General features: G+C 41.4%; 23 protein-coding genes and 1 tRNA gene. 19 read left to right on the forward strand and 5 right to left on the reverse strand.

The annotated features are described in order from the left end of the window. Nucleotides 1–8: 8 nt before the first annotated feature. Nucleotides 9–908 (forward strand): S-4TM family putative pore-forming effector, encoded by a 900-nt coding sequence (locus ACXAJH_RS19740; protein WP_474994964.1) that lies wholly within the window; start codon nt 9–11, stop codon nt 906–908. Between the two features lie 39 nt (nt 909–947). Beyond that, entirely contained in the window at nt 948–2,378 is a 1,431-nt protein-coding gene (locus ACXAJH_RS19745) for a hypothetical protein (protein ID WP_474994965.1), read from the forward strand. Between the two features lie 540 nt (nt 2,379–2,918). On the opposite strand, the gene ACXAJH_RS19750 is transcribed toward ACXAJH_RS19745, so the two are convergent. Further along, nucleotides 2,919–3,314, reverse strand: a complete 396-nt coding sequence (locus ACXAJH_RS19750) for a recombinase family protein (protein WP_474994966.1) — start codon at nt 3,312–3,314, stop codon at nt 2,919–2,921. A 189-nt stretch (nt 3,315–3,503) separates the two neighbouring features. Here ACXAJH_RS19750 and ACXAJH_RS19755 point away from each other — a divergent pair, with 189 nt between their 5' ends. From ACXAJH_RS19755 to ACXAJH_RS19765, 3 genes are read left to right on the forward strand one after another with little or no spacing between them, the layout of a single operon-like run. Next, nucleotides 3,504–5,399, forward strand: a complete 1,896-nt coding sequence (locus ACXAJH_RS19755) for an ATP-dependent nuclease (RefSeq protein WP_474994967.1) — start codon at nt 3,504–3,506, stop codon at nt 5,397–5,399. After that, complete coding sequence (locus ACXAJH_RS19760; RefSeq protein WP_474994968.1) at nt 5,396–7,306, forward strand: UvrD-helicase domain-containing protein; 1,911 nt, start codon at nt 5,396–5,398, stop codon at nt 7,304–7,306. Before ACXAJH_RS19755 ends, ACXAJH_RS19760 begins: the two co-directional genes overlap by 4 nt. A gap of 44 nt (nt 7,307–7,350) precedes the next feature. Continuing rightward, on the forward strand, nt 7,351–7,866 hold the full coding sequence (locus ACXAJH_RS19765) for a hypothetical protein (protein WP_474994969.1): 516 nt from the start codon (nt 7,351–7,353) through the stop codon (nt 7,864–7,866). 77 nt (nt 7,867–7,943) lie between these two features. Here the strand turns inward: ACXAJH_RS19765 and ACXAJH_RS19770 are convergent, their stop codons facing one another. Both ACXAJH_RS19770 and ACXAJH_RS19775 read right to left on the reverse strand, forming a co-directional pair. Beyond that, nucleotides 7,944–8,774 carry a hypothetical protein gene (locus ACXAJH_RS19770; RefSeq protein WP_474994970.1) on the reverse strand — a complete coding sequence of 277 codons (831 nt, stop codon included), beginning with the start codon at nt 8,772–8,774 and terminating at the stop codon, nt 7,944–7,946. Nucleotides 8,775–8,818: 44 nt separating this feature from the next. Next, nucleotides 8,819–9,691: an endonuclease NucS domain-containing protein gene (locus tag ACXAJH_RS19775; RefSeq protein ID WP_474994971.1), complete on the reverse strand. Its 873-nt coding sequence runs from the start codon at nt 9,689–9,691 to the stop codon at nt 8,819–8,821. A 683-nt stretch (nt 9,692–10,374) separates the two neighbouring features. On the opposite strand from ACXAJH_RS19775, the gene ACXAJH_RS19780 reads away from it, so the two are divergent. The 13 genes from ACXAJH_RS19780 to ACXAJH_RS19840 all read left to right on the forward strand — a co-directional run bounded on the left by ACXAJH_RS19780 (nt 10,375) and on the right by ACXAJH_RS19840 (nt 20,997). After that, nucleotides 10,375–11,151 (forward strand): SDR family NAD(P)-dependent oxidoreductase, encoded by a 777-nt coding sequence (locus tag ACXAJH_RS19780; protein ID WP_474994972.1) that lies wholly within the window; start codon nt 10,375–10,377, stop codon nt 11,149–11,151. Between the two features lie 105 nt (nt 11,152–11,256). After that, a complete protein-coding gene (locus ACXAJH_RS19785) occupies nt 11,257–11,598 on the forward strand; it encodes a hypothetical protein (RefSeq protein WP_474994973.1) in 342 nt (113 codons plus the stop codon). Between the two features lie 125 nt (nt 11,599–11,723). Further along, entirely contained in the window at nt 11,724–12,158 is a 435-nt protein-coding gene (locus ACXAJH_RS19790) for an endonuclease domain-containing protein (RefSeq protein WP_474967702.1), read from the forward strand. A gap of 139 nt (nt 12,159–12,297) precedes the next feature. After that, nucleotides 12,298–13,470, forward strand: coding sequence for a TraB/GumN family protein (locus tag ACXAJH_RS19795; RefSeq protein ID WP_474994977.1), 1,173 nt, complete (start codon nt 12,298–12,300; stop codon nt 13,468–13,470). Nucleotides 13,471–13,606: 136 nt separating this feature from the next. After that, nucleotides 13,607–14,125: a hypothetical protein gene (locus ACXAJH_RS19800; RefSeq protein ID WP_474967703.1), complete on the forward strand. Its 519-nt coding sequence runs from the start codon at nt 13,607–13,609 to the stop codon at nt 14,123–14,125. 174 nt (nt 14,126–14,299) lie between these two features. Continuing rightward, complete coding sequence (locus tag ACXAJH_RS19805) at nt 14,300–14,752, forward strand: hypothetical protein (protein ID WP_474967704.1); 453 nt, start codon at nt 14,300–14,302, stop codon at nt 14,750–14,752. Nucleotides 14,753–15,268: 516 nt separating this feature from the next. After that, nucleotides 15,269–15,342 (forward strand) — tRNA-Gly (locus tag ACXAJH_RS19810). A gap of 140 nt (nt 15,343–15,482) precedes the next feature. Beyond that, nucleotides 15,483–17,192 (forward strand): ABC-ATPase domain-containing protein, encoded by a 1,710-nt coding sequence (locus ACXAJH_RS19815; RefSeq protein ID WP_474994974.1) that lies wholly within the window; start codon nt 15,483–15,485, stop codon nt 17,190–17,192. Between the two features lie 16 nt (nt 17,193–17,208). Beyond that, the gene (gene queG / locus ACXAJH_RS19820; RefSeq protein WP_474971910.1) at nt 17,209–18,339 is read left to right on the forward strand and encodes a tRNA epoxyqueuosine(34) reductase QueG; all 1,131 of its coding nucleotides are present in this window, start codon (nt 17,209–17,211) and stop codon (nt 18,337–18,339) included. Between the two features lie 75 nt (nt 18,340–18,414). Continuing rightward, nucleotides 18,415–18,957 (forward strand): methylated-DNA--[protein]-cysteine S-methyltransferase, encoded by a 543-nt coding sequence (locus ACXAJH_RS19825; protein WP_474994975.1) that lies wholly within the window; start codon nt 18,415–18,417, stop codon nt 18,955–18,957. A 68-nt stretch (nt 18,958–19,025) separates the two neighbouring features. Beyond that, entirely contained in the window at nt 19,026–19,895 is an 870-nt protein-coding gene (locus tag ACXAJH_RS19830) for an amidase domain-containing protein (protein ID WP_474994976.1), read from the forward strand. A gap of 51 nt (nt 19,896–19,946) precedes the next feature. Then, complete coding sequence (locus ACXAJH_RS19835) at nt 19,947–20,423, forward strand: tRNA (cytidine(34)-2'-O)-methyltransferase (protein ID WP_474967708.1); 477 nt, start codon at nt 19,947–19,949, stop codon at nt 20,421–20,423. A gap of 316 nt (nt 20,424–20,739) precedes the next feature. Further along, nucleotides 20,740–20,997, forward strand: coding sequence for a hypothetical protein (locus tag ACXAJH_RS19840; protein ID WP_206936089.1), 258 nt, complete (start codon nt 20,740–20,742; stop codon nt 20,995–20,997). Nucleotides 20,998–21,040: 43 nt separating this feature from the next. Here ACXAJH_RS19840 and lipA read toward each other — a convergent pair whose 3' ends face one another. Together lipA and ACXAJH_RS19850 are read right to left on the reverse strand one after the other, a co-directional pair. Further along, entirely contained in the window at nt 21,041–21,985 is a 945-nt protein-coding gene (gene lipA, locus ACXAJH_RS19845; RefSeq protein ID WP_027956632.1) for a lipoyl synthase, read from the reverse strand. 21 nt (nt 21,986–22,006) lie between these two features. Continuing rightward, complete coding sequence (locus ACXAJH_RS19850; RefSeq protein ID WP_474967709.1) at nt 22,007–22,822, reverse strand: lipoate--protein ligase family protein; 816 nt, start codon at nt 22,820–22,822, stop codon at nt 22,007–22,009. Nucleotides 22,823–23,013: 191 nt separating this feature from the next. Here ACXAJH_RS19850 and ACXAJH_RS19855 point away from each other — a divergent pair, with 191 nt between their 5' ends. After that, entirely contained in the window at nt 23,014–23,199 is a 186-nt protein-coding gene (locus tag ACXAJH_RS19855) for a hypothetical protein (protein WP_027956630.1), read from the forward strand. Nucleotides 23,200–23,810 lie beyond the last annotated feature (611 nt).

Consider the following 23,810-nt stretch of genomic DNA (forward strand, 5'->3'; position numbering starts at 1 on the left):
GTGATTTAATGTTTGAAAGACAAAATGAAGAAAAGAATATTCTTTTACTTAAAGCAATGAGACATACTTACAACCAAGCTAAGAAGCTTTACGGAATAAGGATGACAATAGGGGTTTCTATCCCTATTGTTTCCATAATATTTTCTGCATTAAATTATTATGGAAGAATCGATGACTTTTCTTCTCTATTCTCTATAATAGGCTTAGTTTGGCTACCAATCTTCTATTTTCTTCAACAAGTGGAAAATAACCACATAGGGAATGGGGCAAAAATACAGGAAGAATTTGATACAAATGTATTTTCACTCCCTTGGAATAAAGCTTTAGCAGGAACCAAAATTTCTCCAGAAGATGTAGAGGGAGCAGCTAATTGTTTTGAAGGAGATGAATCAACCTTACGTGATTGGTACGGAGGAATGGATTCTAGGCACTACTTAATAAATGTGCTATTAGCGCAAAGAAGTAATTTAATGTGGGCAGTTTCTTTGAAAAAGAACTTCTCGAATTTCATTTTAGTTTTAGCTTTGGCTTATTTAACTGTGACAGTAGCTCTTGGATGCATAATAGATATGTCATTAAAAAGTTACCTGTTGGTGGTTCTTCTACCATCAATTTCAGTCTTGATATATGCAGTAAGTACATGGTGGGACCTAAGGAAACAAAGCGAAAAAATTTGTGAGCTTGGAGCAGAAATAAGGACTGATTGCGAGAAGTTTGCATCATATGAAATAGACATTCATGAAACATATTGCCGTCAATATCAAGATGCTATCTTTATTTACAATAGAGCAAATGCTGTACTCATACCAGAGTGGTTCTATTGGATGAAACGCAATAAAGATGATGAGAGAATGTTAGAAGTAAATAAAAGGCTTAGTGAAGAATCGAATATGAGGGATATATTTTAAGTGAATTAAAAAAATTACTTATAGTGGAGGAGAAATAATTTGTATAAAGCTATTGAATGGGTCAAATTCTGTAGTTGGCTAGTAATTTCAATAATTCTATTGAACTTTCACACAGTATTGGACTATTTAAATAATAAAGGTTTAGTTAAAGATGAAATAATAGAAAAAGTAAGTATTTATTACATATCTGGTAAAGATGAATTTGGATTGTTTTCAGGAGTTTTGTTAGGTGTTACTGGGGGTGTAATTTCTTTAATTGGATTGATTGCAATTTTTGTTTCATTAAACAGCCAACATAAAATACAAAAGTGTCGTGAAATTTATTGGGAATGTATAGATATTATCCAAGAGAATAGTTCGTGCTTTAAAATCGGTGAAAAATTAAAGAAAAAGCTTCAAAAGTATGCGAATGTATATGAATCCGCAAAAAAATTAGATAGGAGCATTGTGTTTGGGTCTAGAACAGGTATTATTGTTGTTCTAGTTATATGGGCTTCCTTAATAGGAATAAGAAATGATTTATCTGTTGAAAATGAAACCCTGCTTAACCTTTTTTTATTGCCAATATTTATAGTAATATTGATATTTTATAGAATATTGGGCAATTTAAATAACTTAGCAATTATTGGAAAGTTGAAGAGTACAAGAGAGCTACTTACCGTACAAGGTAAACATGATTTAAGAAATGTTCTATTAGCATCAAATACAAAATTCAATTTAAACTCTATAGACACTAATAAAAATACAATAGAAAGTGTAAGTGATTATTATCAGAATCCAGAGTATATTCAAAAAATGCAAATGGTAGGGGAACTATTCCCACCTTTAAACAAATTTAGAATATATCTTAAAGGTGTAATGATGTTAGATGAAGCAGAGGAAAAAATAGTAGACTTATACTCTATAGAAAACAGAAAAAAATCTTACATTGAAATCAATCTTGATAAAAAAGAACATGATAGAAAGATTGATGGTTGGCTGGATAAATCTGACTCTTTAATAATAGAAACCTTTAAATTAGTCCCTTGGAGTTCAGTGCCAAAAGAATTTCCTGAATTATTTAACTCTATAGCAAAAAATAGAAAGATTGAACCTGAAGAATTAGAGTTAAAAATAAAAAAAAAACAATTTGATGAGCATGTTTTGGTTGATGAAGAATCTATGACAATAATAGTACCAATTAACGTAAGATATTTATTTGTAAACCTTAAAGTCCGTTCAATTCCAGGGGATAACGATGGATATTCTAAAGAGGATTTAAAAATAATAAATCTTTCTGAAGAAGAACTTAGTACCAGAGACTGGTCGGATAAAACTCTTGCAGCTATAGAAAAAAATGAACCGAAACGTGATGAAATAAATACTATTGAGATGAAAGTGAAGCTAGATTTGCAACATAGTAAAGCAGAAGTAATCTATGGAAGTTACATTAAAGATGATGAATTGCAAGAAGCAGAAAAAAATAATTAACCAAAGCAAGTGCATAGCATCAATTTATGAATTTATATCCCCCGTAACTAAACTACGCACCTAGACCATATAATGAGAGAATTGTAAAAAATTCTTTAACATAAACCGTTAACAGTGTCATGTTTCATCAGTCTACTATTAAAAAGAACTCAACTAAGGAGTTCTTTTTAACTTATTATAATTTCGGGGTTCATGAGTTTATTACCACTTAATCAGTGTTTTTAAGTATTGGTGGGGCTTCCATATCCCCTTTATATAAATGTTCTCTATCAAAAAGTCTTTTTACTTGCATGGGGCTGAATGGTTTATTGTCTCTTGAGAATGACCATCTTCATTCAATTTATTTGCGATTTGTTTTAGTGACATCTTACCTTTAAGACGAAAAGCTTCAATGATTACCTCAGTCTTTTCTTCATTTACAAAAAGCTTTTTAGAACCCTTAATAGAATAATATCCGAGAGGTGGTTGGCCGCCTATATAACCACCCTTCTCTCGTTTTACCAACCTACCGCTATATAATCTTTCTGCAATACGGTTTTTTTAAAACTGTGCAAATACGCCCATCATTTGCCTCATCATTACCATAACAGGGTCTTTTCCCGAAAACTGCTCACGTACTGAAAGGATTTCTACTTCGTGTATTAATAATTCCTTTTCAATGAAAAGTTGTAAATAAAGTTCACGAGCTAATCTATCAAATTTAGCAACTATAACTTTTTGGAATATATTATTCTTCGCATCTTCTAACATATCATTTAAAGCTGGTCGGTTCTGCTCCGCACCACTGACTCCAGCATCCTCATAGATTTGTATGATATGGAATTCTTTCTTGCTACAGTAATCTTTAATCTCACCTAACTGGATACTTAGACCAAATTTATCCTCACCTACTTGGTCATCAGTCGACACACGAATATAAACACCAACATTTTCCATAAATTTTGCTTCCTCCTTGCATAACAGTCACCAAGCGTTATGACCTGTATAACGCTTGTGGACGTAACCGTTACAGTTTTAAATATGCTATCATAAAAATGAGGATTTTTATGGAATATATGTTTCTTTTTGGATTAAATCCATAAGCAAAAATATACGATATTTAATACTTTCTTAAAGGAGCTAACTATGTATTTATCAAACTTAAAGTTATGGAATTATAAGAAATATGGAGAAAGCTCAGGCAATCCAGGTCTATCAGTATCATTTAATCCTCAACTTAACATATTAGTTGGTGAAAATGATGCAGGTAAGACAAGTATTGTAAATGCAATTAAATTAGTGTTAAACACTCAAAGTAATGACTACAACAGCCCGGAGTTAGAGGACTTTTACTTGGAGTCAGGTAAGGAAGAAGTACACCGTAGAACAGAGTTCAAAATTGAATGTACTTTTTCTAGCTTATCTAATGAAGAAGCAAAAAACTTTTTAGAATGGCTTAGCTTTTCTGAGGTTGATGGTGAAATAGTGTTCTATTTAAAACTAACTTTTGTTGCAAGGAGAAATGGGCAAAAAATCACGTATGATTTAAGAACTGGAGAATTTGAAGATGGCCCCTCTATGCCAAGTTATGCACGTGAATTATTAAGAACTACATACCTTAAACCTCTAAGAAATTCTGAAAGAGAGCTAAGCCCTAGAAGAAACTCCCGATTGTCCCAAATTCTCTCCAATCATGATGCATTTAGTAATGACGAGGAACATGAACTTATAAAAATTATCCAAGAAGCTAACGAAGGTATTAATCAATACTTTCAAGGTAGAGACGCATATGGGGAAGACATAGAAGATAAGGGTGGTAAAAAGCTTTTAGAAGAAGTGAATTCTTATCTCGAAAACTTTTCTAGAGAGGGTAATCTCTTAAAATCTAACTTTACTATTGCTGATATAAAATTAAAATCAATCCTTGAGAAATTAAGCCTTCAGTTATTTACTAACAAAGCAGGATTAGGCTCTCAGAACTTATTATTCATTGCAACCGAGCTTTTACTATTAAAAAGAGAAAACTATAGTGGACTGAAATTAGCTTTAGTTGAAGAAATAGAAGCCCATCTTCACCCACAATCTCAAATATTGCTCATAGAATATTTAGAGGATGAGTGCAGCCAATCTGATATTCAATTGATTTTAACAACTCACAGCCCGAATCTAGCCTCAAAAGTGGATATAGAAAGGGTATTAATATGTAAGGAAGATAAAGTTTTTAATATGTCTCCATCATTTACAAAGCTCAGAGAAGGAGATTACTCATTTTTAAAAAGGTTTTTGGATGTTACAAAATCAAACCTTTTCTTTGCAAACGGAATAATCATGGTAGAGGGAGATGCGGAAAATATTCTAATTCCTACACTAGCAGAAATAATAGGTATTCCTTTGTCCAAGCATGGTGTCTCAATTATTAATGTTGGGAGTACAGCATTCCTAAGGTATTCCAATATATTCTTGAGAGAAAACGAGCAAGAAAGTATGGGCATTTCAGTTTCATGTATAACAGATTTAGATGTTAAGCCACCAATGAGTGGTGTGGAATATAAAAATGGCAATGAACCAGTAACCTACGAAGCTAGTAAGTCACTTCATAAAGAGAAGAAAATAGAACTATATTCTGAAGGTGATGTAAAGTGTTTCGTTTCAAAAGATTGGACCCTAGAGTATTGTATTGCACTCGGCAGTTTTAGAGAGGAGTTTTTTAGAGCAATAAAGTACGCTGAATACATTAAAAACAGTGAAAAGATAGGTTTAACGCAAGATAAAATCAAAAGTGGCGATGAATTCGTGTCAAGTGAATTAGCAAGATTAATTGAGGAAGGTAAGACGAAGGATGAGATTGCTTTTCATATATATAACGACTACTTACTCGAAAAGAAAATATCCAAAGCTATTGTTGCACAATGCTTTGCAAAGATTTTGTCCGAATTACAATTATCATCAGATACCACTAAAGAAAGAATATTAGATGATGAGAATTTAGAATATCTTGTTAAGGCAATTAAATTTGCATCGAAAATAGGTGAAGAAGAATGATAAGTATAACAGATGAAAAAATTATAGAAGCGGAAAAAATCTTATTACCCAAAGGGATGAGTTTTACTGAAGAAAAGAAACAAATAATAAGAAGTTTGGAGTCAAAGGATATAGTAGCATGTCCGGGTAGTGGTAAAACGACAACTTTATTAGCTAAACTCTCTATAATAGAAAATCACTTACCCTTAAACAATAATAGAGGAGTATGTGTATTAACTCATACGAATGTAGCAATTGATGAAGTTAAAGCAAGATTAGGAGTTGCTAGTAACAAGTTATTTGAATACCCTAATTTCTTTGGTACAATTCAATCATTTATCAACTATTACTTAGCTATACCTTTCTTTAGAAATGAATATGGGAAAAATGTCAGTTCGATTGATGATGATGTTTACAACCAAAATATCATCAAAGAATATTTCAACCTAGACAGAAATATCAGGTTTGGTTTAGAGAGCAACTATCGTGGTGAAGAAAATGCTATTGAAAAAATTCAAAGTATGAGATTTAGTTTTGAAACTGATGAATTAGTGGATAGAACTACAAATAAGCCACTTTTTAAAACTAAAAATAAGACTTCAATAGCTCTATTAGATTTAAAAATGAGTTTAATGCAAAAGGGAATTCTTTGCTATGAAGATGCATATTGGCTGGCACATAAGTATTTAAAAAAGTGTGGAGACTTACTTTCAAATTTTATGTCTGAAAGGTTCGCGTTTCTATTTATTGATGAGATGCAAGATACATCTGAATTTCAAATAAATATTTTAGAGTCTTTATTGAAAGAAGATATTGTTACAGTCCAAAGATTTGGAGACCCTAACCAGTCGATTTATGATAATTCCGATGAGATGGCATGGGCAATTAGAGAAGCTCCTTTGAAGATTACGGATAGTAAAAGAAACTCACTACTAATTAGTAATTTAATAGCTCCTTTCGAACTGGTTCCATCTGGTATGAAGGGAAATGATGAACATTGTGATATTGCTCCAAAAATAATTGTTTACGAGGAAGGTTCCATAAATGAAGTTATTCCTACCTTTGGAAAAATAATATGTGAGTTAAACCTTCACCGCAATTCGAGGAATATCTTTAAAGCGGTTGGTAGGATTGGCAAAGATAACGGTGATGGAAGAATAAAACTTCCAAGTTATTTTCCTGAGTACAATCAAAAGCACCAAACGTCCCATAGAAGGACGTACCTGGCTGACTTTTTGTCTCAAAAAAACATTTCAGAACACGAACAATATGATGTGAAAGCTTATAAGGATGTAATACTAGAAGCAATTCTACGGATGCTATGGTTATTGAATATAAAAAAAGAAGAGGCTTCTTATTTCTCAAAGAAAACTCTTATAGAGGAAATTCAATTACACCGTTCCCTATACGAAAGGTTTGAAGAGAAGCTAATTAAATGGGTATTAAAAATTAGGGTTGATGAAGAAGTGAAAACAGACTTTATACCTTTTGTTGAAGAACTATTAAATGAAGTATTTAATGTTAAGGATACTACATCTTTGAGAGGCTTTTATGATGGTGAAAATTCTACACCTACAACCAATGAAATGAGTACAAAGCAAAATATGTATTACCATAGTACAAGTGAAGAGGAAAGTTTGAAAATACACATTGATACAATTGCGGGTGTTAAAGGGGAAACACATACTGGCACTTTGTTGTTGGAAACCTTTTTTTATAAATATGATGTTGGTAGTCTTATTGAAGGTTTCAAAGGTAACTTTAAGCAAAGAAGTAAAAGAGGGAAACGGGAGATTGCAGCGTTAAAAAATGCTTATGTAGCTGCATCGCGCCCTACTCACCTTCTATGCGTAGCTGCTCAAAAATCTTCTGTTGCAGGCCATGAAGAAGATATTCAATCCGCAGGTTGGGAATTAGTGTATATCTAAAGTAAAGGGGAGCAGTGAAAACATGGAAGAGGATTACTCTGTTTATGAATAAAGGCATTGAAGACAAAATCTCGTCAAAACAAAAAGGGAAAATTACAGAAAGTAGAGTAGCAGAGTTGATTACATTAGGGTCGAAAGGACAGTTAACCTGTTACATTCCTACCTCAGATGATGACGGAATAGACCTTATAGTAAATGTAAAAAGCAATTTTAGACCGCTTTTTATCCAAGTTAAAAGTAGATTTAAGTTAAATAAAAACAATCGCTTTATTCAAAATGTAGGTTCTGCTACTTTTAAAAGCAATTTACATTTTTATATTGTGTTTATGTATTTTAGCCCTGTAAGTTTAGAGGTAGATACAATCTGGCTTATTCCTTCTGTAGAATTTGAGAAGTTGGCATATCTAAAAAAAGCAGGAGACAATTATAAAGAGTTTTATCGTTTTTCAGCTAATCCTATATCTGAAATTGATAAGTGGGCAAAATTTAAAGTGGACAAGTCGTTATTAGGGAAGATTATATTGAAGGAATGTTTAAAAGACACCAATAAGTCTAACTAGGTTATTAAATGGTGAGAAAAGTTTCTATATCAGATAATCGAAAAAGTATTTCCTTTTTCGATTATCTGTTACCGTTATCAATGATTTACATCACGCAAATAATACCACTCGTTCTTAGTACCATTTATTCTAAAGAGGGGCTTATATTCATTGTCATGTTTAGACTTTATTGAATAAACATCGGTACTTACTCTGTTACTATTACTCCAATTTACATTCCTTTCAAGCTTTAGTGTTTCGTTTGTAAAGGTCTCATACTGAAGCAGAATACCTTTAATATAGTATTGTTCCCCTGCGAGTATACGATTATCTTTATCCTTTATTTTATCTATAGGAACGTAAATTTTCTCATTTTCAAAGATTATTGGAATATCAACTTTAGTGAAAAAACTTTCTTTTAAGTTTATATAGTACACTTCAACTTGTATAGAACAATTTAAAGCTTTCCCAGGCCCTGAATTGTAAAGCTCTAAGTAATTTAGGTTGTAATTATCTAAGTCTAAATTGATTGCGTTTTTATATTGTTCTGTAATTATAAGGCGTCCATTCTTCTGGTTTAAATTTTTTAAGAACAAATCACCATTATAAATTTCATGGATTTCTATTATTGCTCTGTGTTGCTTTTGATATTCATCTTCGTCTTTTTGTCTTTGAGCTGTGATAGTCTTTTTGACACCTAAGTATGTAAACAATCCAGAGACAATTCCACCTATAATAGCACCGTAAAAACTTGCTATATACCCAATCCAATTATTCTCTTCCTCGATACCAAAGGGAGCAAGCCATTTCGGTGGAGAACTAAACATTAAAGAATTTGTTATGATAGGCATAGAAATAATAATAAGTAATACTAATACACCTGATATCCAGAGTTGGCTGTTATCATTTTTCTTGTTTTTCTTGTTCAAATTGAACTCCCCTTAATAATTTAAATTAGCTTATGAAAATTTGTCTATGTATCCAACAAGTCTAACGAAGACACCTCTTTTAAGTCGAACTTCCAAGCATGTAGAAAAATTTCTAATTTACCTGCCTTTATTTTATCTGAGTAAAAATCTTTAGATTTTTCAGAGGCGAACCCCCTGCAAACTATAATCCCACGGACCTTCTCAACACTTTGTTCGTTTTTTAAAGTATTTACATATCCCTCAAGTTGCTGGTATGTATCCATTTCAATCAAGCCTTTTTTTATCTCTACTACAACATAGATACCTTGTTCATCTTTAAACAATAAATCTAATCTTGATTTATTAAGGAATTGTTTTTGTCTCTTAACTAAGGTTAAATTACTTTCTAGTGCCTCAGGATTGTTCTCTAAAAAACTTTCAATATCGTATTCACGTAAATGATAAATATCACTTGTGGTTAGCTTTGTATCTTGGAGGGGCGTTTGTTGGAACTGCATTAAATATTCTATTAGATATTCCTTGGAGTCTTTTTCCATAACAAGTTTTTTTTGCTTAATTTGTTTGTCATTAACTAAATATTTTAAAAGAGTATCGTCTAAGGGGACTGGCCTTTCGAGTACATACGAATATATGGGGTGTCCAAAAACTATCGTGTCACTTTCTTGTCCATGATTTATGTGAGGATTATTATACCTTTCCCTTAGAAACCGGTCTTGTTGGATTTCCTTAACCGTTTTTTTATCAAACACTTTATAAAAGGCTGTGATATATCTTTTGTCCATGATTTTGGTGTGAAAAAATAAATATTCATCCTTGTTAACAGTATTTAAATCTGATTTATGTCCATATGTTAGTTCATTGAAAAGAGGGTCATTTTCTATTTTTCTGTTGTAAGGTACTAGATAGTTTCTTAACATTATGCTTCTCCTTATATTGAAATATTTTCCTTTATTATAATCACAAATATTTGGAACAATCTAGTATTTTTAGTATTTCACTAAGTATTTGGGTCACTAAGCAATTAACAGATAATCAGTGTACGTATAGTTTCCTTATTTATAAATAATAAAATCACTTTTAAGTAGTTAAAATCAATTGACCTTTGACGAGTTTCTTCATTATAATAGTACTGACACACGACCTTAAATAACCGCTCCCGAATTAGGAGTTTATTTAGCCGCTACTCGTGTCGTCCTAAAATATATCAACGAAGATAAGATGTATGATAAATCCTTATATGACAAGCGTTCCAGCCGTTCCCGCGCTTCCGTAACCGTAAAAGGGACTCAAAATCGTGTTCCTCACGGAGTGCCGGTTCGACCCCGGCCACCGGTACTAAATAGCTTGAATGAAAGACGATATCTACTTCGTGTAGATATCGTCTTTTTTGCGTAAATTCCTAATCATAGAGGTACTCTTTCATTCCAGCACACTTTCTTTTGCTTACATCCCCGAACGTTATACACTGGATATCATAAGAAAGAATCTCTCTCCATTTGAATATTTCAGGAGGAAATGCTGAATCTAAACAGGTGGTTCCATTCCTAATGGATTGGGGAATCGAAAGAGTACGGATCGTTATTGAAGGAGGAGGATGACAATGAAGATCGTAGTCACAGGTGCAACAGACGGCATTGGTCTGGCGACAGTTAAACGACTCGTTAAGGAAGGGCATGAGGTGCTTCTGCACGGCCGCAGCGCAGAGAAACTGGCTGACGTAGCCAACGAGCTGGGGGATGAGCAGATCGAGCAGTATGTGGCTGATTTGTCTTCTCCGAGTGAGGTAAGAAGGTTGGCAAAGGAAGTCGCAGCCAAACATGATTCCCTGGACGTTCTAATCAACAATGCAGGCGTCTACAATGCTTCGGAGCCTGTCACGGCCGAGGGACTGGACATTCGCTTTGCTGTGAATACATTGGCTCCCTATGAACTGACAAAAGCACTCCTTCCGCTTATGGATGCTTCAAGCCGTATCGTAAACTTATCGTCGGCTGCGCAGTCGCCGGTGGATGAACAGGCTCTTTACGGGAAGAAGAAGCTTGCTGACGGAGAGGCGTATGCGCAGAGTAAGCTGGCGCTGACGATGTGGACGTATGAAATGGCCCGGCGGGTGGAGCCTGTTGTGGTTGCTGTGAATCCTATGTCCCTCCTGGGCAGCAAAATGGTGAAAAAGGCTTTCGGAACAGAAGGACGCGATATCAACATTGGTGCAGATATTTTGTGCCGGGCGGCTTTGTCCGAGGAATTTGCGGATGCCTCAGGGCAATATTATGATAACGACATCGGAGCGTTCGGTGAACCGCATCCGGATGCGCGTAACCTGGATAAGTGTGAAGCTCTCGTCAAACAGTTGGAAGAGATGGCAGCCAGTGTATAAGTAACAGGTATCCGCCGTGAAGCCGGGCACCTGTTCTATCCTCTCGTTTTCTATCTATTAGAAACGGGTAAAGCTATGGATAGAGAATCTGAAGGAGGAATAAACGTGGGTCAAAACGCAGATTTAATTCACCACTATACAGAGTTTGCTACATTTGAAGCCGAAGGGCTGCAAAATGGGGAAATTGATTTTCCTGAGTTTGAAAAGGTCTTGAATGACTACATATTGAGCCAGCCGAAAGAGACGATGGAATTCAAGGAGTGCTGGGTGTATAAAGAGCAGGATGGACTGCGGACGGTACGTGTGGATTTTTATGATCACAATTTGAAAAATGATATCCGTCTGTGGGGATCCCGAAATCCAGAGGATGGCCAGGTGAAGAGCCTGAACGTGGATGCTTTGGATGTGTCGACGAACGAAGTGGTTTATGAACGTAAGCTGATGTAAGGAAAAAGAATGCCGATGCTGTCATGAAGGCCGCATCGGTTTTTTATATGCGGAAGACGGACAATCATGCCTCCTTAGGAATAAAAAGGGGGGATAGATGGATAGAATAGTAATGGGTGATAAACATGACGAATTCTACACTTTTTCCTACACTGTTGTTCTTTCTATTTCTATTGTTCTCGTTCGGACTTATTTTTTCAAGTCGCCGTCAGGCTGAAGACAAGCGGATGGTTGAAAAGGAAGTGTCCAAGAAGGCGCTGGCTGAAAAGCTTCACAGCGAATTGTCCAAGTATGGGCTGCATCCACAGCAGTACTATCAGGAAGGGGAATTCATAATCGATATGGCTTTTCCTGAGTTGAAAATTGCGATCGAAGCTGTGGAGCACGAGTATTTGGTGTCTCCCGATGAGTGGGAGATGGAATGGGAAAGGGATGCCTTTTTGAAAAATCACGGGTGGACCGTCCTGAGGTTCAGTGCGGCACGTATTGAAGAGGATATATCGAGGATTGCTGAGAAAATCAGCAGGGAGCTGGCCGGACGGCATCATGCAGGATCTTGAATAAGAAGAAGAGATCGAGTCAGAGAGGCCTCTGGCTTTTTCTTTTTGTTAAAAAGGTCAGAATCTTTGATACAATGGAGAGGGTCCTGTTTCTGTGGGAAACAGGCAGGAGGGTGAGTACTTGGTAAAGGAAGGTTTTATGACAGCTATGGAAGATAACTTGACCAGATTAACGATAGAAGGAAAAGAATATATTCTGATCGGCACGGCTCACGTCTCCAGACAAAGTGCGGAGCAGGTGAAGCAGGTCATTGAACAGGAACAGCCGGATGCTGTCTGTGTGGAGCTGGACGAACAGCGCTACCAGTCCATCAGGGACGGAGACCGGTGGAAGAATACGGACATCTTTGAAGTGATTAAAAGTAAAAAAGCGACGCTGTTATTAGTGAACCTCGCTGTTTCATCGTTCCAAAAGCGGATGGCGAAGCAGTTTGGCATTCAGCCGGGTCAGGAAATGATCCAGGGAATTGAATCTGCAGAAGACACAGGGGCAGAGCTGGTGCTCGCCGACCGGAACATCCAGGTGACATTCTCCCGGATCTGGGGCAATCTTGGCTGGAGTGGAAAGTCGAAGCTCTTAATGTCGATCTTCTACGGCATTTTCAGCAATGACAAAATTTCTGAGGAAGAGCTGGAGAAAATGAAGTCCCAGGATATGCTGGATGGCATGCTTCAGGATTTGACCGATCATTTCCCGGACTTGAAGAAGCCGTTGATTGATGAGCGGGATCAGTACCTGGCTCAGAAAATCAAGGATGCGCCCGGAGAGAAAGTGGTTGCTGTGCTCGGAGCGGCTCACGTGCCTGGGATTAAGAAAGAGATTTATAACGATCATGATTTGAAAGCGTTGAAAAAGCGGCCGTCTAAATCAAAAGCGCCCAAAATCATCGGGTGGTCGATCCCGATATTAATTTTATCGATTATTTTATATACATTCCTCTCCAATCCAGCCGCGGGTACCCAGCAGACAATCAGCTGGATCCTTTGGAACGGGTCGTTTTCAGCGATAGGAGCAGCGGCAGCCTTGGCACACCCACTCGCAGTTGTGGCCGCATTTCTACTTGCGCCGATTACATCGCTGAATCCTCTCCTTGCAGCCGGCTGGTTTGCCGGGATTGTACAAGCCTATTTCCGACGGCCGAATGTGGGGGATTTTGAATCGCTTTCCGATGATGTTACGACGGTAAAAGGCTTCTGGCAGAACAAAGTAACGAGAATTCTGCTTGTAGTCGTGCTTGCGAATCTGGGAAGTACGCTTGGGACAGTCATTGGTGGAGCTGATGTGATCCGCTTATTTATTGAAAACCTGTAAAAGAGAAGTCTAGGACAGACTTCTCTTTTTTTATGCTCATTTACAGTATTTTCAACGAATGTTACAATTAGATGACATGAGTTTGTCGGAAAAATATAAATTCAGAGAAAATATGGGCAATAAGGAATGAGAGGATATGAGCAGGTTTATAAAGGGCACATCAATTCTTGGGATTGCTCTCCTTGGTTTTGGTGTGTGGCAGCTGACAGAGATGGATCGGGAGAATCATGGGGAGACGGAAAGTGCCCAGACGATCATTCAACAGGATCAAAGCTATGAGAAGGTTTTTATTGAACAGGAAGAGGAAACAGAGGAGAACCGTCCGGATTATGAGCGCGTGGATAATCAGATGCTCCGGACGATTGAAGACAATGACGAGATGAAAGAACTCGTGTCCGGCCTTGGTAAAGGGGTAACGGATGATTTGAATGATCTGGAAGCGGAAACGGAAGAGCAGTGGAAAACGATTGAAAAAGATACAAAGCAGAAGAAGCAGATGTTGAAGCGGTTGATTGAGCTTACGGATGATAAGAAGATTGAGCAGATTGCTTCCAGTGCTGAGTCCAAACTGGACCGGATGATGGAGGACAAGAAAATCGACTTTTATAAGGAAGCTGTCCTTTCCTTCCAATTGATTTCTGAGCGGTTGTCTTGATAGTGGCTGTCAGGTGAGAGCGAGTCTCCTCACGTTTTGTCGAAATCGTAAATCATTTGAATGATTCATCATCAACGACATGGTAATTTTTGTTTATTTTGCTGTTTTTCAGTTTTTTATGGAGATAAAACGGGGATGTGGAGAATGTAAAACAAATAAGGAGGTTCTTCATTTATGTCCATTGCTGTAAAAGATAGGTTGAGTACAGACAAGCTTAGTAAACTGAGGACGGCCGCTGTTTTGGAGTTTACCGAGGAAATCTTCGAGTCAGACAATTACCGCTGCCTGGAAGTTCTGGATTCGGATCAGCAGCACCTGTTTATTGTGAACAGAAATGACCGCACGCTGACAGCCTTAAGCTTATCGCCGGATATGTCATTGAAAAAGGAAACGTTGTTTGCGGATAAAATCATTTCTATGAAGGAGTACTTCGACGAATACAGCCTCAATGAAAATACACCTCCTAGAAAAATTGAAATCGTATTTATGGAAAACCGGACAGTGCTCATTGAACCTGTCAGTTCCATGGAGCAGGACGAGGAGTACAAGAAAAATGATGTCGCTGCCCAAGTGAATGAGGATTTTGAAAACTTGATCGCTGCTTTGAAGAACACGTTGATTCTATAAGTCAGACGGAGGAAGAGCCATTTGAATGGCTCTTCTTTTTATTTGGCCTGCATAAAGCCGGCACGTCCGGGGACAATAAGAAGACTCGGCATTACATGCGCCAGAATACCTCTCCAGATGCAGCTTTCCTCCCGCACACATCCTCGTCCATCAGGATTGTGGAGGTGATTGAGATGAATACAACCGATCTGTTTGAGCTGTTTAAACTCTTCATTGACTCCCTGCATTTCACCGCTTTTCTCGTATTTTCCATCATCTACGTCTTCCAGCATAAGCAGAAGGATTAGTTCCAGGCGGACTGCTTTCCCCGGCAGTCTGCTTTTATATGTATAAAAAAGAGACCATCCGGGTATAGTAGGCCTATCAGGCTTTTAAACTATGACCCCATAACATTGTAAAGCTGCTATTAAGATTTCGACAAAAAAACGTAAAAATCATGTTGCATCGATAGAATTCGGATGTTATCATAACAAATATAGATGAGGGAAGTTGTACGGACAACTCAGCTCTTCATATGCGGGTGTAGTTTAGTGGTAAAACCTCAGCCTTCCAAGCTGATGATGAGGGTTCGATTCCCTTCACCCGCTCCATTCACTATTGTGATGCAATTATTTTTTATACTTATGTGAACCAACGCAGTGTTTCGTTAAATGGGTAACGAAGCATTGCGTTTTTTAATGTGGAAAAATGGATACAACCTATAATAGAACGAAGACAGGAGGATGCCGGAATGAAAAAACTTCAAACGATGCTGAAGCAGATCGACGGTAAGAGTTACAAAGGATATAAGCAGATTCAAGGGACGTACAGTTTCGAGGATTATACGCTTCATATAGACTATGTGCAGGGAGATCCATTTGCGGCTCCATCGAAAATCAGGATTCAGGTGCCTCAGAGCAGACGACCTGTTCCTGCCGAATATAAAGAGACGAAGAGTCGAAAAACGTACGCAGAAGATGCCTTTGCGAGAGCGGCAGCGGATACGATTAAGAAAACCCAGTTCAGTGTGAAGGGCTCAGGAAAAAGCGGAATGGTCGCCATTGATCAGCCGGGCCAGGAAATTTTAGAACGGACTGCGGTCACCCTGATGCCTGAAGATATCATCATCTGCCTGACGGTGGGCCTGCCCGCAAATGGCCGGCGCATCAATGGAAAGCAGGCGGAAAAGCTGTTTTTCTCTGTGATTCCTGAGATGCTGAAGCAGTCTGTGTTTACTGTCAAAGACAGCGAGCTGGAGGAAGTTTGTCAGCTTGCCGATCAGCACGATGCCCTTTTAGAGGCAATGCGTGAAAACGGCTGGATGTCCTTCGTGGCAGACGGGGCGGTTCTTCCAAGGGAGAGCGGAGTGAGCCAGCGCCCGATGAAAAAAGCCGTTCCTTTTGAGAGCCCGGAGGAAACCCGCGTCTCAATCACGATTCCCCATCGTCAGGAGCCGTTGACAGGGATGGCCTTGAAAAAAGGGATCGTCCTCATCGTCGGTGGTGGGTACCATGGTAAAAGTACCCTCTTGAATGCCATCGAGCGCGGGGTGTATCCTCACATTAAAGGGGATGGACGTGAATATGTCCTGACAGATCCGGACAGTGTGAAAGTAAGAGCAGAAGATGGACGTCAGGTCACCAAGGTGGATATTTCGCCGTTTATTAAAAATCTTCCGCACGGAACGGACACGACGGCTTTTTCTACGGAAAACGCAAGCGGCAGCACCTCCCAGGCGGCCAACGTTATGGAGGCGCTTGAGGCGGGGGCACGCACACTGCTGATCGATGAAGATACGAGTGCCACCAACTTCATGATCCGTGATGAACGGATGCAGGAGCTTGTCGTAAAGGAAAAAGAACCGATCACACCGTTCATTGATAAAATCAGACAGATGAGAGACGATCTTGATGTTTCTACGATTCTCGTCATGGGAGGTTCCGGCGACTACTTCCAGGCAGCGGATGACGTTATCATGATGGATCAGTATGTCCCGGTCAACGTCACGCAGAAAGCGAAAGAGATTGCCGCGAAGTATCCGTCAGAAAGACAATCAGCCGGGGAAGAACACTTCGGCAGCGTTCCACAGCGTGCCTTTCTTCCGAATACGCTGCAGACGAGAAAAGGAAAAAAGGAAAAAGTGCAGGCTAAAGGGCTGTTCAAGCTGCTGATGGGTCATGAAGAAATCGATCTTTCCGGTGTAGAACAACTGGTCGATGCCTCACAGACACGTCTGATTGCCGATGTCCTTCTGCATCTCGATAAAAAAGGCCGGCTGAAGACTGAGCAGAGTCTGCCGGCACTTCTGGATCAGATTGAAAAGCAGCTGGACACGAAAGGCCTCGCTTCCTTCGGTCCGTTTAAAGACCAGCATCCAGGGGAGCTGGCGAGACCAAGAAGATTTGAAATCGCAGCAGCTATGAACCGGATTCGGACAGCTGCCGTGAAAGATATCCGTTAGAAAGGAGAACGTCCGGGTGGATTTTCATCAGTTTAAAGAAGAAGTGATCACCTACAGCAGAGAAATCGGCATCGATAAAATCGGATTTGCTTCTGCTGATGTGTTCGGAGAATTGAAAGCCCGTTTGAAACGCCAGCAGGAACTCGGATACCAGTCCGGTTTCGAAAAGGGGGAGGTGGACGAGCGGACCGAGCCCGGCCGCCTTCTGCCGGGCGCGCAGTCGATTATTTCCATTGCTCTTGCGTATCCTTCAAAAATGAAAGATGCCCCGCGCAGTGTGAAGGGAGAACGGCGGGGGATTTTCTGCCGGGCCTCCTGGGGACAGGACTATCATGATGTGCTGCGGGACCGGCTGCACAAGCTCGGTGCTTTTATAAAAGAGAGGTTTCCGGAAGTGGAACTGAAATCCATGGTGGATACAGGGGAGCTCTCTGATCGTGCTGTAGCGGAGCGTGCAGGGATTGGATTCAGTGGAAAAAATTGTGCCGTGATCACTCCGGAGTTTGGTTCATATGTATATTTAGGAGAACTTGTAACGAATATTCCTTTTGCTCCTGATGAGCCGGTGGATGACAGCTGTGGCGACTGCAACATTTGTGTGGACGCCTGCCCGACCGGAGCCCTCGTCCAGGGCGGCCAGTTGAATGCTCAGCGCTGTATCGCCTTTTTAACGCAGACGAAGGGTTTTCTGCCTGATGAGTTCCGCACAGTGATTGGCAACCGTCTCTATGGCTGCGATACGTGCCAGACCGTCTGTCCAAAGAACCGGAAGAAAGATTTTCATAATCATGAAGAATTCGAGCCGGATCCGGAGGTTGTCAAGCCGAAGCTTACACCGCTCCTGTCCATTTCCAACCGGGAGTTCAAAGAGAAATTCGGGTTCATTTCCGGCTCGTGGCGGGGCAAAAAGCCGATTCAGCGGAATGCGATTCTGGCGCTGGCTCATTACCGTGACGAAACGTCCGTTGATGAACTGATCCGATTAATGAATCACGACCCGAGGCCGGTCATACGCGGAACCGCCGCGTGGGGACTCGGGAAAATCGGCCGTTCCGATTGTTTTGAGGCCATTGAGAAAGCGATGGAAAAGGAAGAAGATGAACAGGTCTTATATGAAATGGAAAAAGGGCTGCAATTTCAAACGTAATCAACTCCTGTACCTTTTCAATCCACTAGAGCTCTAGTATAATAGAAAAAACTGTTAATAAAGAAGGGGTTGGCTATGAACCATCATACTTTTCTATATTACGACACGTTTCAAACTCCTTTGGGGGCTATGACTGTCCTGGCCAATGATGAAGGAGTCTGCCGCATTGATTTTGGTCATCATGAAGATCGACTTCCAGCCTATCAATCTTGGAAAAGGAAGCATTTTCTAAAAGGTGAACTGGTTTATGACCCCGATCATTCATTGATTGTTCAGACAGAAAAAGAACTGCAGGAATACTTCCAGGGAATCCGCACAGCGTTTGATGTTCCGCTCAACTGTTACGGAACAGATTTCCAGCGGAAAGTGTGGAAGACACTGCTTCACCAGATCCCATTTGGTGAAACGCGCTCCTACAAGGATGTAGCCTTAGCGCTGCACTCTCCGCAGGCGATCCGTGCTGTCGGAGGGGCCGTGAATAAAAACCCTTTCTCTGTCATTGTGCCATGCCACCGTGTCATTGGAAGCAACGGAAAGCTCGTCGGTTATGCCGGCGGACTGGACAAAAAAGAAAAACTGCTGGATTTCGAAAAACAGCATACAGCTATACAACATTAAAAGTCCCTGCGGGGGCTTTTTTTCATGGCCTCCCCCCCTCTTCATATACTGAAGGAGGGGGGAAGCGGATGAATAGCACGGAGGAAATCAAGCGTTACTGGCAGAAAGTGCTGGACCAGGTTTTCGATCAGGAGGAAGAAGGATGGTTGAAGCGGAAAATGGAGGGCATGGAAGCGCGTGGTCACAAGCTCCAGCGGATGACTTTCCGAATTTATCCTTATCACAGAAAGGCTTATGATCACGTCGTGGATGTTGCTTATGACCTGCATTTGACCATGCTTGTAAAAAGTGGGCGCCATGTTTTTTTGGAAGAAGGGTTCTACACAGGTCGTGGACAGTGGGCCAAAGGGAAGTGGGTGCATCACGAAGTCGTGACGGAGATTCCCGCCTCCGGGGATTCCTCCTTGCCTTTGACATTCGAGATGGGGGAGAGAGAGCCGGTGGATAATCCACGCTTCGACTACAACCGCCGGGAGGCTGTGCGGTATGCGGACCGCTGGTGGGACAGCTACAACCCGGCTTATAAGAAGTTTGAAGTCGATTGCACCAATTACGTTTCCCAATGTCTGCGGGCCGGCGGTGCACCAATGAGGGGAGCCGGGGACCGGACGCGCGGGTGGTGGTACGGGAATGGAACGTGGAGCTACAGCTGGACTGTGGCTCATGCGCTGCGCTGGTACTTAAGCGGATCGCGTAAAGGCTTGAAAGCCGTGGAAGTATCCTCGGCGGATCAGCTCGCGCCGGGGGATGTCATCTGTTATGACTTTCAAGGAAACGGGCGGTATGATCATAATACTTTTGTTGTGAAAAAGGATGCCCAGGGGATGCCTCTGGTCAACGCTCATACATCAAACAGCCGGCACCGCTACTGGGCGTACGAGGACTCTACCGCTTACACGCCGGATATTCAGTATAAATTTTTCAGAATTAACGGGTGACCGATATGGTATAATGGTCTGGTTGACTACGATTAGACTGAGGTGAAAGTGATGCCTAACCATATTGTCCTTTTCCAGCCGGAAATACCGGCCAATACCGGAAATATCGGGCGGACCTGTGTGGCGACAAATAGTGTCCTGCATCTGATCCGTCCGCTCGGTTTCTCGACTGATGATAAAATGGTGCGCCGTGCGGGTCTCGATTACTGGCCTAAACTGACGGTCCATTACTATGACTCGATCGAAGAGTTGTATGAGAACTATCCAGAAGGCGAGTTCTACTACATTGAAAACTTCGGAACGAAATCGTACGCTGATTTTGATTTCAGTGATGCAAAAAAAGATCAGCTGTTTGTTTTCGGGCGGGAGAGTGACGGCATACCGAAGGAGCTCTTAACAGGTCTTGAAGACCGCTGCCTCCGGATTCCGATGACCGGCGAAGTCCGCTCGTTGAACTTATCCAATACCGCATCGATCATTTTGTTCAATGCTTTACTGCAGCAGGGGTTTCCGGGATTAATCAAATAAGACATGAAAAAACGCACCCCATCGGGTGCGTTTTTTTACTTTCTTGGCCCTGGCTTCGTATCATATCCAGCTGAGAAGATAGCTGTCAAAAATGCGAGGCAGACGAGAATAATCAAGGTTACATTCATGAATAGTCCTCCTTTTCTAGCCAGACAAGCGTTTCTTTTTTAAGTATACCCCATTTTATTCGAGGTGTGAATGGGCTTACAGTTAATTTTATCCTATCCCTGGTGACAGATGCCTATACGATGGCCGGGCTGGTGACATAGAGTGAAGAGTAGGTGAATAACCACAGGAATGGATAGGAGGAGAACGAGTGAATCAGTATCCATATGCTTATCCTTATGGAATAGAAGAAGACTTCCGGAATGAAGAAGAGCGTTTCTTCTTTTTCGGCCCCTTTGCCGGTGGGTTACTGGGTGGCTTTTTAGGCGGTGCCCTGGCTCCAGGTTTGTACGGAGGATTTGGCGGCGGCGGTTATGGCTATCCACCTCCTTATTACGGACGCCCGCCTTATTATGGAGGCGGAGGCGGAGGTTATTACGGCCGTCCCCCGTACGGAGGTTTCTGGTAATCAATAAATCCCCTTCTCCTGATTCAGGAGAAGGGGATTTTGTTTAGAAGTTCGTTGTGTCGAGTTCTTTTCCTTGGGACTCATAGCCCTGCATGTACTTGATCCGTCGCTGGGCGGAGGTGCTGTTCACTTGTTCATCCGCATGATAGGAGGAGCGGACCATCGGGCCTGCTTCACAGTGCTTGAATCCTTTTTCAAGGGCAATCTGTTTCAGTTCCTCGAATTCATCCGGATGGTAGTAGCGTTCCACGTTCAAGTGTTTTTTCGTCGGCTGCAGGTACTGGCCGATGGTCATGATGTCGACGTTATGAGCAAGCAGATCATCCATCGCTTCGATGATTTCCTCTTTCGTCTCGCCAAGACCGACCATCAGGCTGGACTTCGTCGGTGTATTCGGACGGATTTCCTTCACACGGCGGAGCAGCTCAAGAGAACGGTCATACATGGCGCGTGCGCGGACTTTCTTCGTCAGACGGCGGACGGTTTCAATGTTGTGGTTGAAAATATCCGGCTCGCCCTCCATCAAGGTATGCAGGCTTTCATAATCACCTTTCATATCAGAAGGAAGAATTTCCACGGTGCATCCCGGTACCCGGCGGCGGATTGCCTTCACGGTTTCACCGAATACAGCAGCACCGCCGTCGTTCAAGTCATCACGGGCAACCGCTGTAACAACGACGTGTTTCAGTCCCATGATTTCAACGGATTCCGCAACACGCTCCGGCTCGCCCCAGTCAAGTTCGTTCGGCAGCCCGGTCTTAACGGCACAGAAACGGCAACCGCGTGTACATGTATCCCCCAGGATCATGAAGGTAGCGGTTTTCCGTTCACTCCAGCATTCGTGGATGTTCGGGCAGCGGGCTTCCTCGCACACCGTGTTCAATTTCTTCTCGCGCATCAGTTTCTTCAGACCTGTATAGGATTTGTTGGTGTTGATCTTGATTTTCAGCCATTCCGGCTTTCTTATGTATTCCTGGTTTTTACTCACGTTCACCACTCCTTATCCCGCTCAGCGGGCGTAGTTCCATTCATCTGTTTCGTAGCGTTCCCGGGCGATTTTCCTTACCTCGTCCCATTGTTCCTCAGACAGGTGGAAGGGCTCCAGGTGAACATTCAATCCTTGTTCAAATCCTTGTTTAAATGCATGTTTTGTTTCTTCGAAAGAGACAGGCTCTTCGAGGATTTCGTTGACGGCAATGGCTTTGCTGCCGAAAGCTTTGCGGGCTCTTTCCTTGATGCGTTCATTTTTGTAAACAAACATATCAAAAAGCTTCCCATCATCCACTTCAATCGGGATGGACCCGTGCTGCAGGATGATGCCGCGTTTTCTAGTCTGTGCACTTCCCGCCGCTTTTTTTCCATCGACAATCAATTCATACCAGGACGGTTCTTCAAAACAGACAGCTGACCCGTTCACATCCAGCCTGCCTTCAGGAACAGCAAAGTCTGCATCAATGTTCAGGTTCCTGAACCCTTCAAGCAGGCCCTTGGAAATGACGAGATAGGCTTCTTTCACGGAATCCGGCATGTCCTCGTGTTTTTCCGATACGATGACACTATATGTAAGTTCATGGTCATGTAATACCGCACGGCCGCCCGTTTGACGGCGGACGAGCTGATACCCATGCTTTTGAACGCCATCCAAGTCAATTTTTCCTTTTACTTTTTGAAAATAACCAACAGACAGCCCGGCAGGTTCCCAGCCGTAAAAACGCAGAACAGGCGGGATGGCCCCTTCCCGGTGCCAATTCATAAGGGCCTCGTCCAGTGCCATGTTGATGGCAGGTGTACAATGGCCTGAATCGACAAAGTACCATGTTTCCATATGCAGTCCTTCTTTCTTTTTGAGTGAGTACTTTATCAAAGTAAAATAGTCAAAACAATTCTAACAATCGGACAAGGGCATGTCAAAATATAGTAAATCCTTCTTCCGGGAATTTATTAGGACTTTAGGCTGAAGAATTTACAGCCTCAGATTCGGTATATGACTATATAATGAGAAGAGGAGGGATTATGATGAATCAAACCTTGCTGTCCAGCGTGCTTTTTTTAATCAGTGCATCCATCTGGGCCATCCTTGCTATTTTTTACGACGATTACCGCTGGCTGAATTTATTCTTATTTATTTTGTTCCTCGTCATGGGACTTGCCAAAAGGAAAAGCTATATGGAAGGGAAAGATGTGGAAGAGGACGGAGATTGATTCCGTCCTCTTTTTTCATAAATGACGGGCAGCGGCATAGGTTTAAGTAGAGGGGCTGTCCTTCTACCCTGCAGGGTGCAGGTCAAAATGACGTAAAATCACTGGATAGGCAACACCGCAAGGGGACAAGTCGAACGGATTCGTTGTTGTAGTTGTAAGGTTCCTGCAGCTCTTTCATGATGGATGTTTTGGTTCTTTGCACAGGCTAGTCGGGACTGACCAAGCCGCTTCCACATTTCTTTTGTCGTCCAGTTGCAGCGGCTAGTCCCTCGAGGTCATAAGTCCAACACCTCTGTGGAGAAAAGCCCTCCACGGCGGTGCTGGTCTTATGCTTGTCGGGACTGACCAAGCCGCTTCCACATTTCTTTTTTTGTAGTCCAGCTCCGGCACCCAGATGCTCGAGACATAAGTCAATGATCTCCGTGAAGGAAGAACGCTTCACTGCAATCCTTGTCTTATGCTTGTCGCATCTATCAGGGTGCTTCCGCATTTCAGTCTTTGTCCAGTTGCAGCGGCTAGTCCCTCGAGGTCATAAGTCCAACACCTCTGTGGAGAAAAGCCCTCCACGGCGGTGCTGGTCTTATGCTTGTCGGGACTGACCAAGCCGCTTC

The sequence above is a fragment of the Halobacillus sp. ABD4_316 genome (genome assembly GCF_056161385.1).

Bases quoted from the DNA above. Each gene is read 5' to 3' on its own strand.
- ACXAJH_RS19825 (WP_474994975.1), top strand. From the start codon at position 18,415: ATGAACCATCATACTTTTCTATATTACGACACGTTTCAAACTCCTTTG.
- ACXAJH_RS19775 (WP_474994971.1), bottom strand. From the start codon at position 9,691: ATGTTAAGAAACTATCTAGTACCTTACAACAGAAAAATAGAAAATGAC.
- ACXAJH_RS19760 (WP_474994968.1), top strand. From the start codon at position 5,396: ATGATAAGTATAACAGATGAAAAAATTATAGAAGCGGAAAAAATCTTA.
- ACXAJH_RS19850 (WP_474967709.1), bottom strand. From the start codon at position 22,822: ATGGAAACATGGTACTTTGTCGATTCAGGCCATTGTACACCTGCCATC.
- ACXAJH_RS19855 (WP_027956630.1), top strand. From the start codon at position 23,014: ATGAATCAAACCTTGCTGTCCAGCGTGCTTTTTTTAATCAGTGCATCC.
- ACXAJH_RS19780 (WP_474994972.1), top strand. From the start codon at position 10,375: ATGAAGATCGTAGTCACAGGTGCAACAGACGGCATTGGTCTGGCGACA.
- ACXAJH_RS19765 (WP_474994969.1), top strand. From the start codon at position 7,351: ATGAATAAAGGCATTGAAGACAAAATCTCGTCAAAACAAAAAGGGAAA.
- ACXAJH_RS19805 (WP_474967704.1), top strand. From the start codon at position 14,300: ATGTCCATTGCTGTAAAAGATAGGTTGAGTACAGACAAGCTTAGTAAA.
- ACXAJH_RS19740 (WP_474994964.1), top strand. From the start codon at position 9: ATGTTTGAAAGACAAAATGAAGAAAAGAATATTCTTTTACTTAAAGCA.
- ACXAJH_RS19755 (WP_474994967.1), top strand. From the start codon at position 3,504: ATGTATTTATCAAACTTAAAGTTATGGAATTATAAGAAATATGGAGAA.
- ACXAJH_RS19795 (WP_474994977.1), top strand. From the start codon at position 12,298: ATGACAGCTATGGAAGATAACTTGACCAGATTAACGATAGAAGGAAAA.
- ACXAJH_RS19790 (WP_474967702.1), top strand. From the start codon at position 11,724: ATGACGAATTCTACACTTTTTCCTACACTGTTGTTCTTTCTATTTCTA.
- ACXAJH_RS19835 (WP_474967708.1), top strand. From the start codon at position 19,947: ATGCCTAACCATATTGTCCTTTTCCAGCCGGAAATACCGGCCAATACC.
- ACXAJH_RS19800 (WP_474967703.1), top strand. From the start codon at position 13,607: ATGAGCAGGTTTATAAAGGGCACATCAATTCTTGGGATTGCTCTCCTT.
- ACXAJH_RS19750 (WP_474994966.1), bottom strand. From the start codon at position 3,314: ATGGAAAATGTTGGTGTTTATATTCGTGTGTCGACTGATGACCAAGTA.
- ACXAJH_RS19830 (WP_474994976.1), top strand. From the start codon at position 19,026: ATGAATAGCACGGAGGAAATCAAGCGTTACTGGCAGAAAGTGCTGGAC.
- ACXAJH_RS19815 (WP_474994974.1), top strand. From the start codon at position 15,483: ATGAAAAAACTTCAAACGATGCTGAAGCAGATCGACGGTAAGAGTTAC.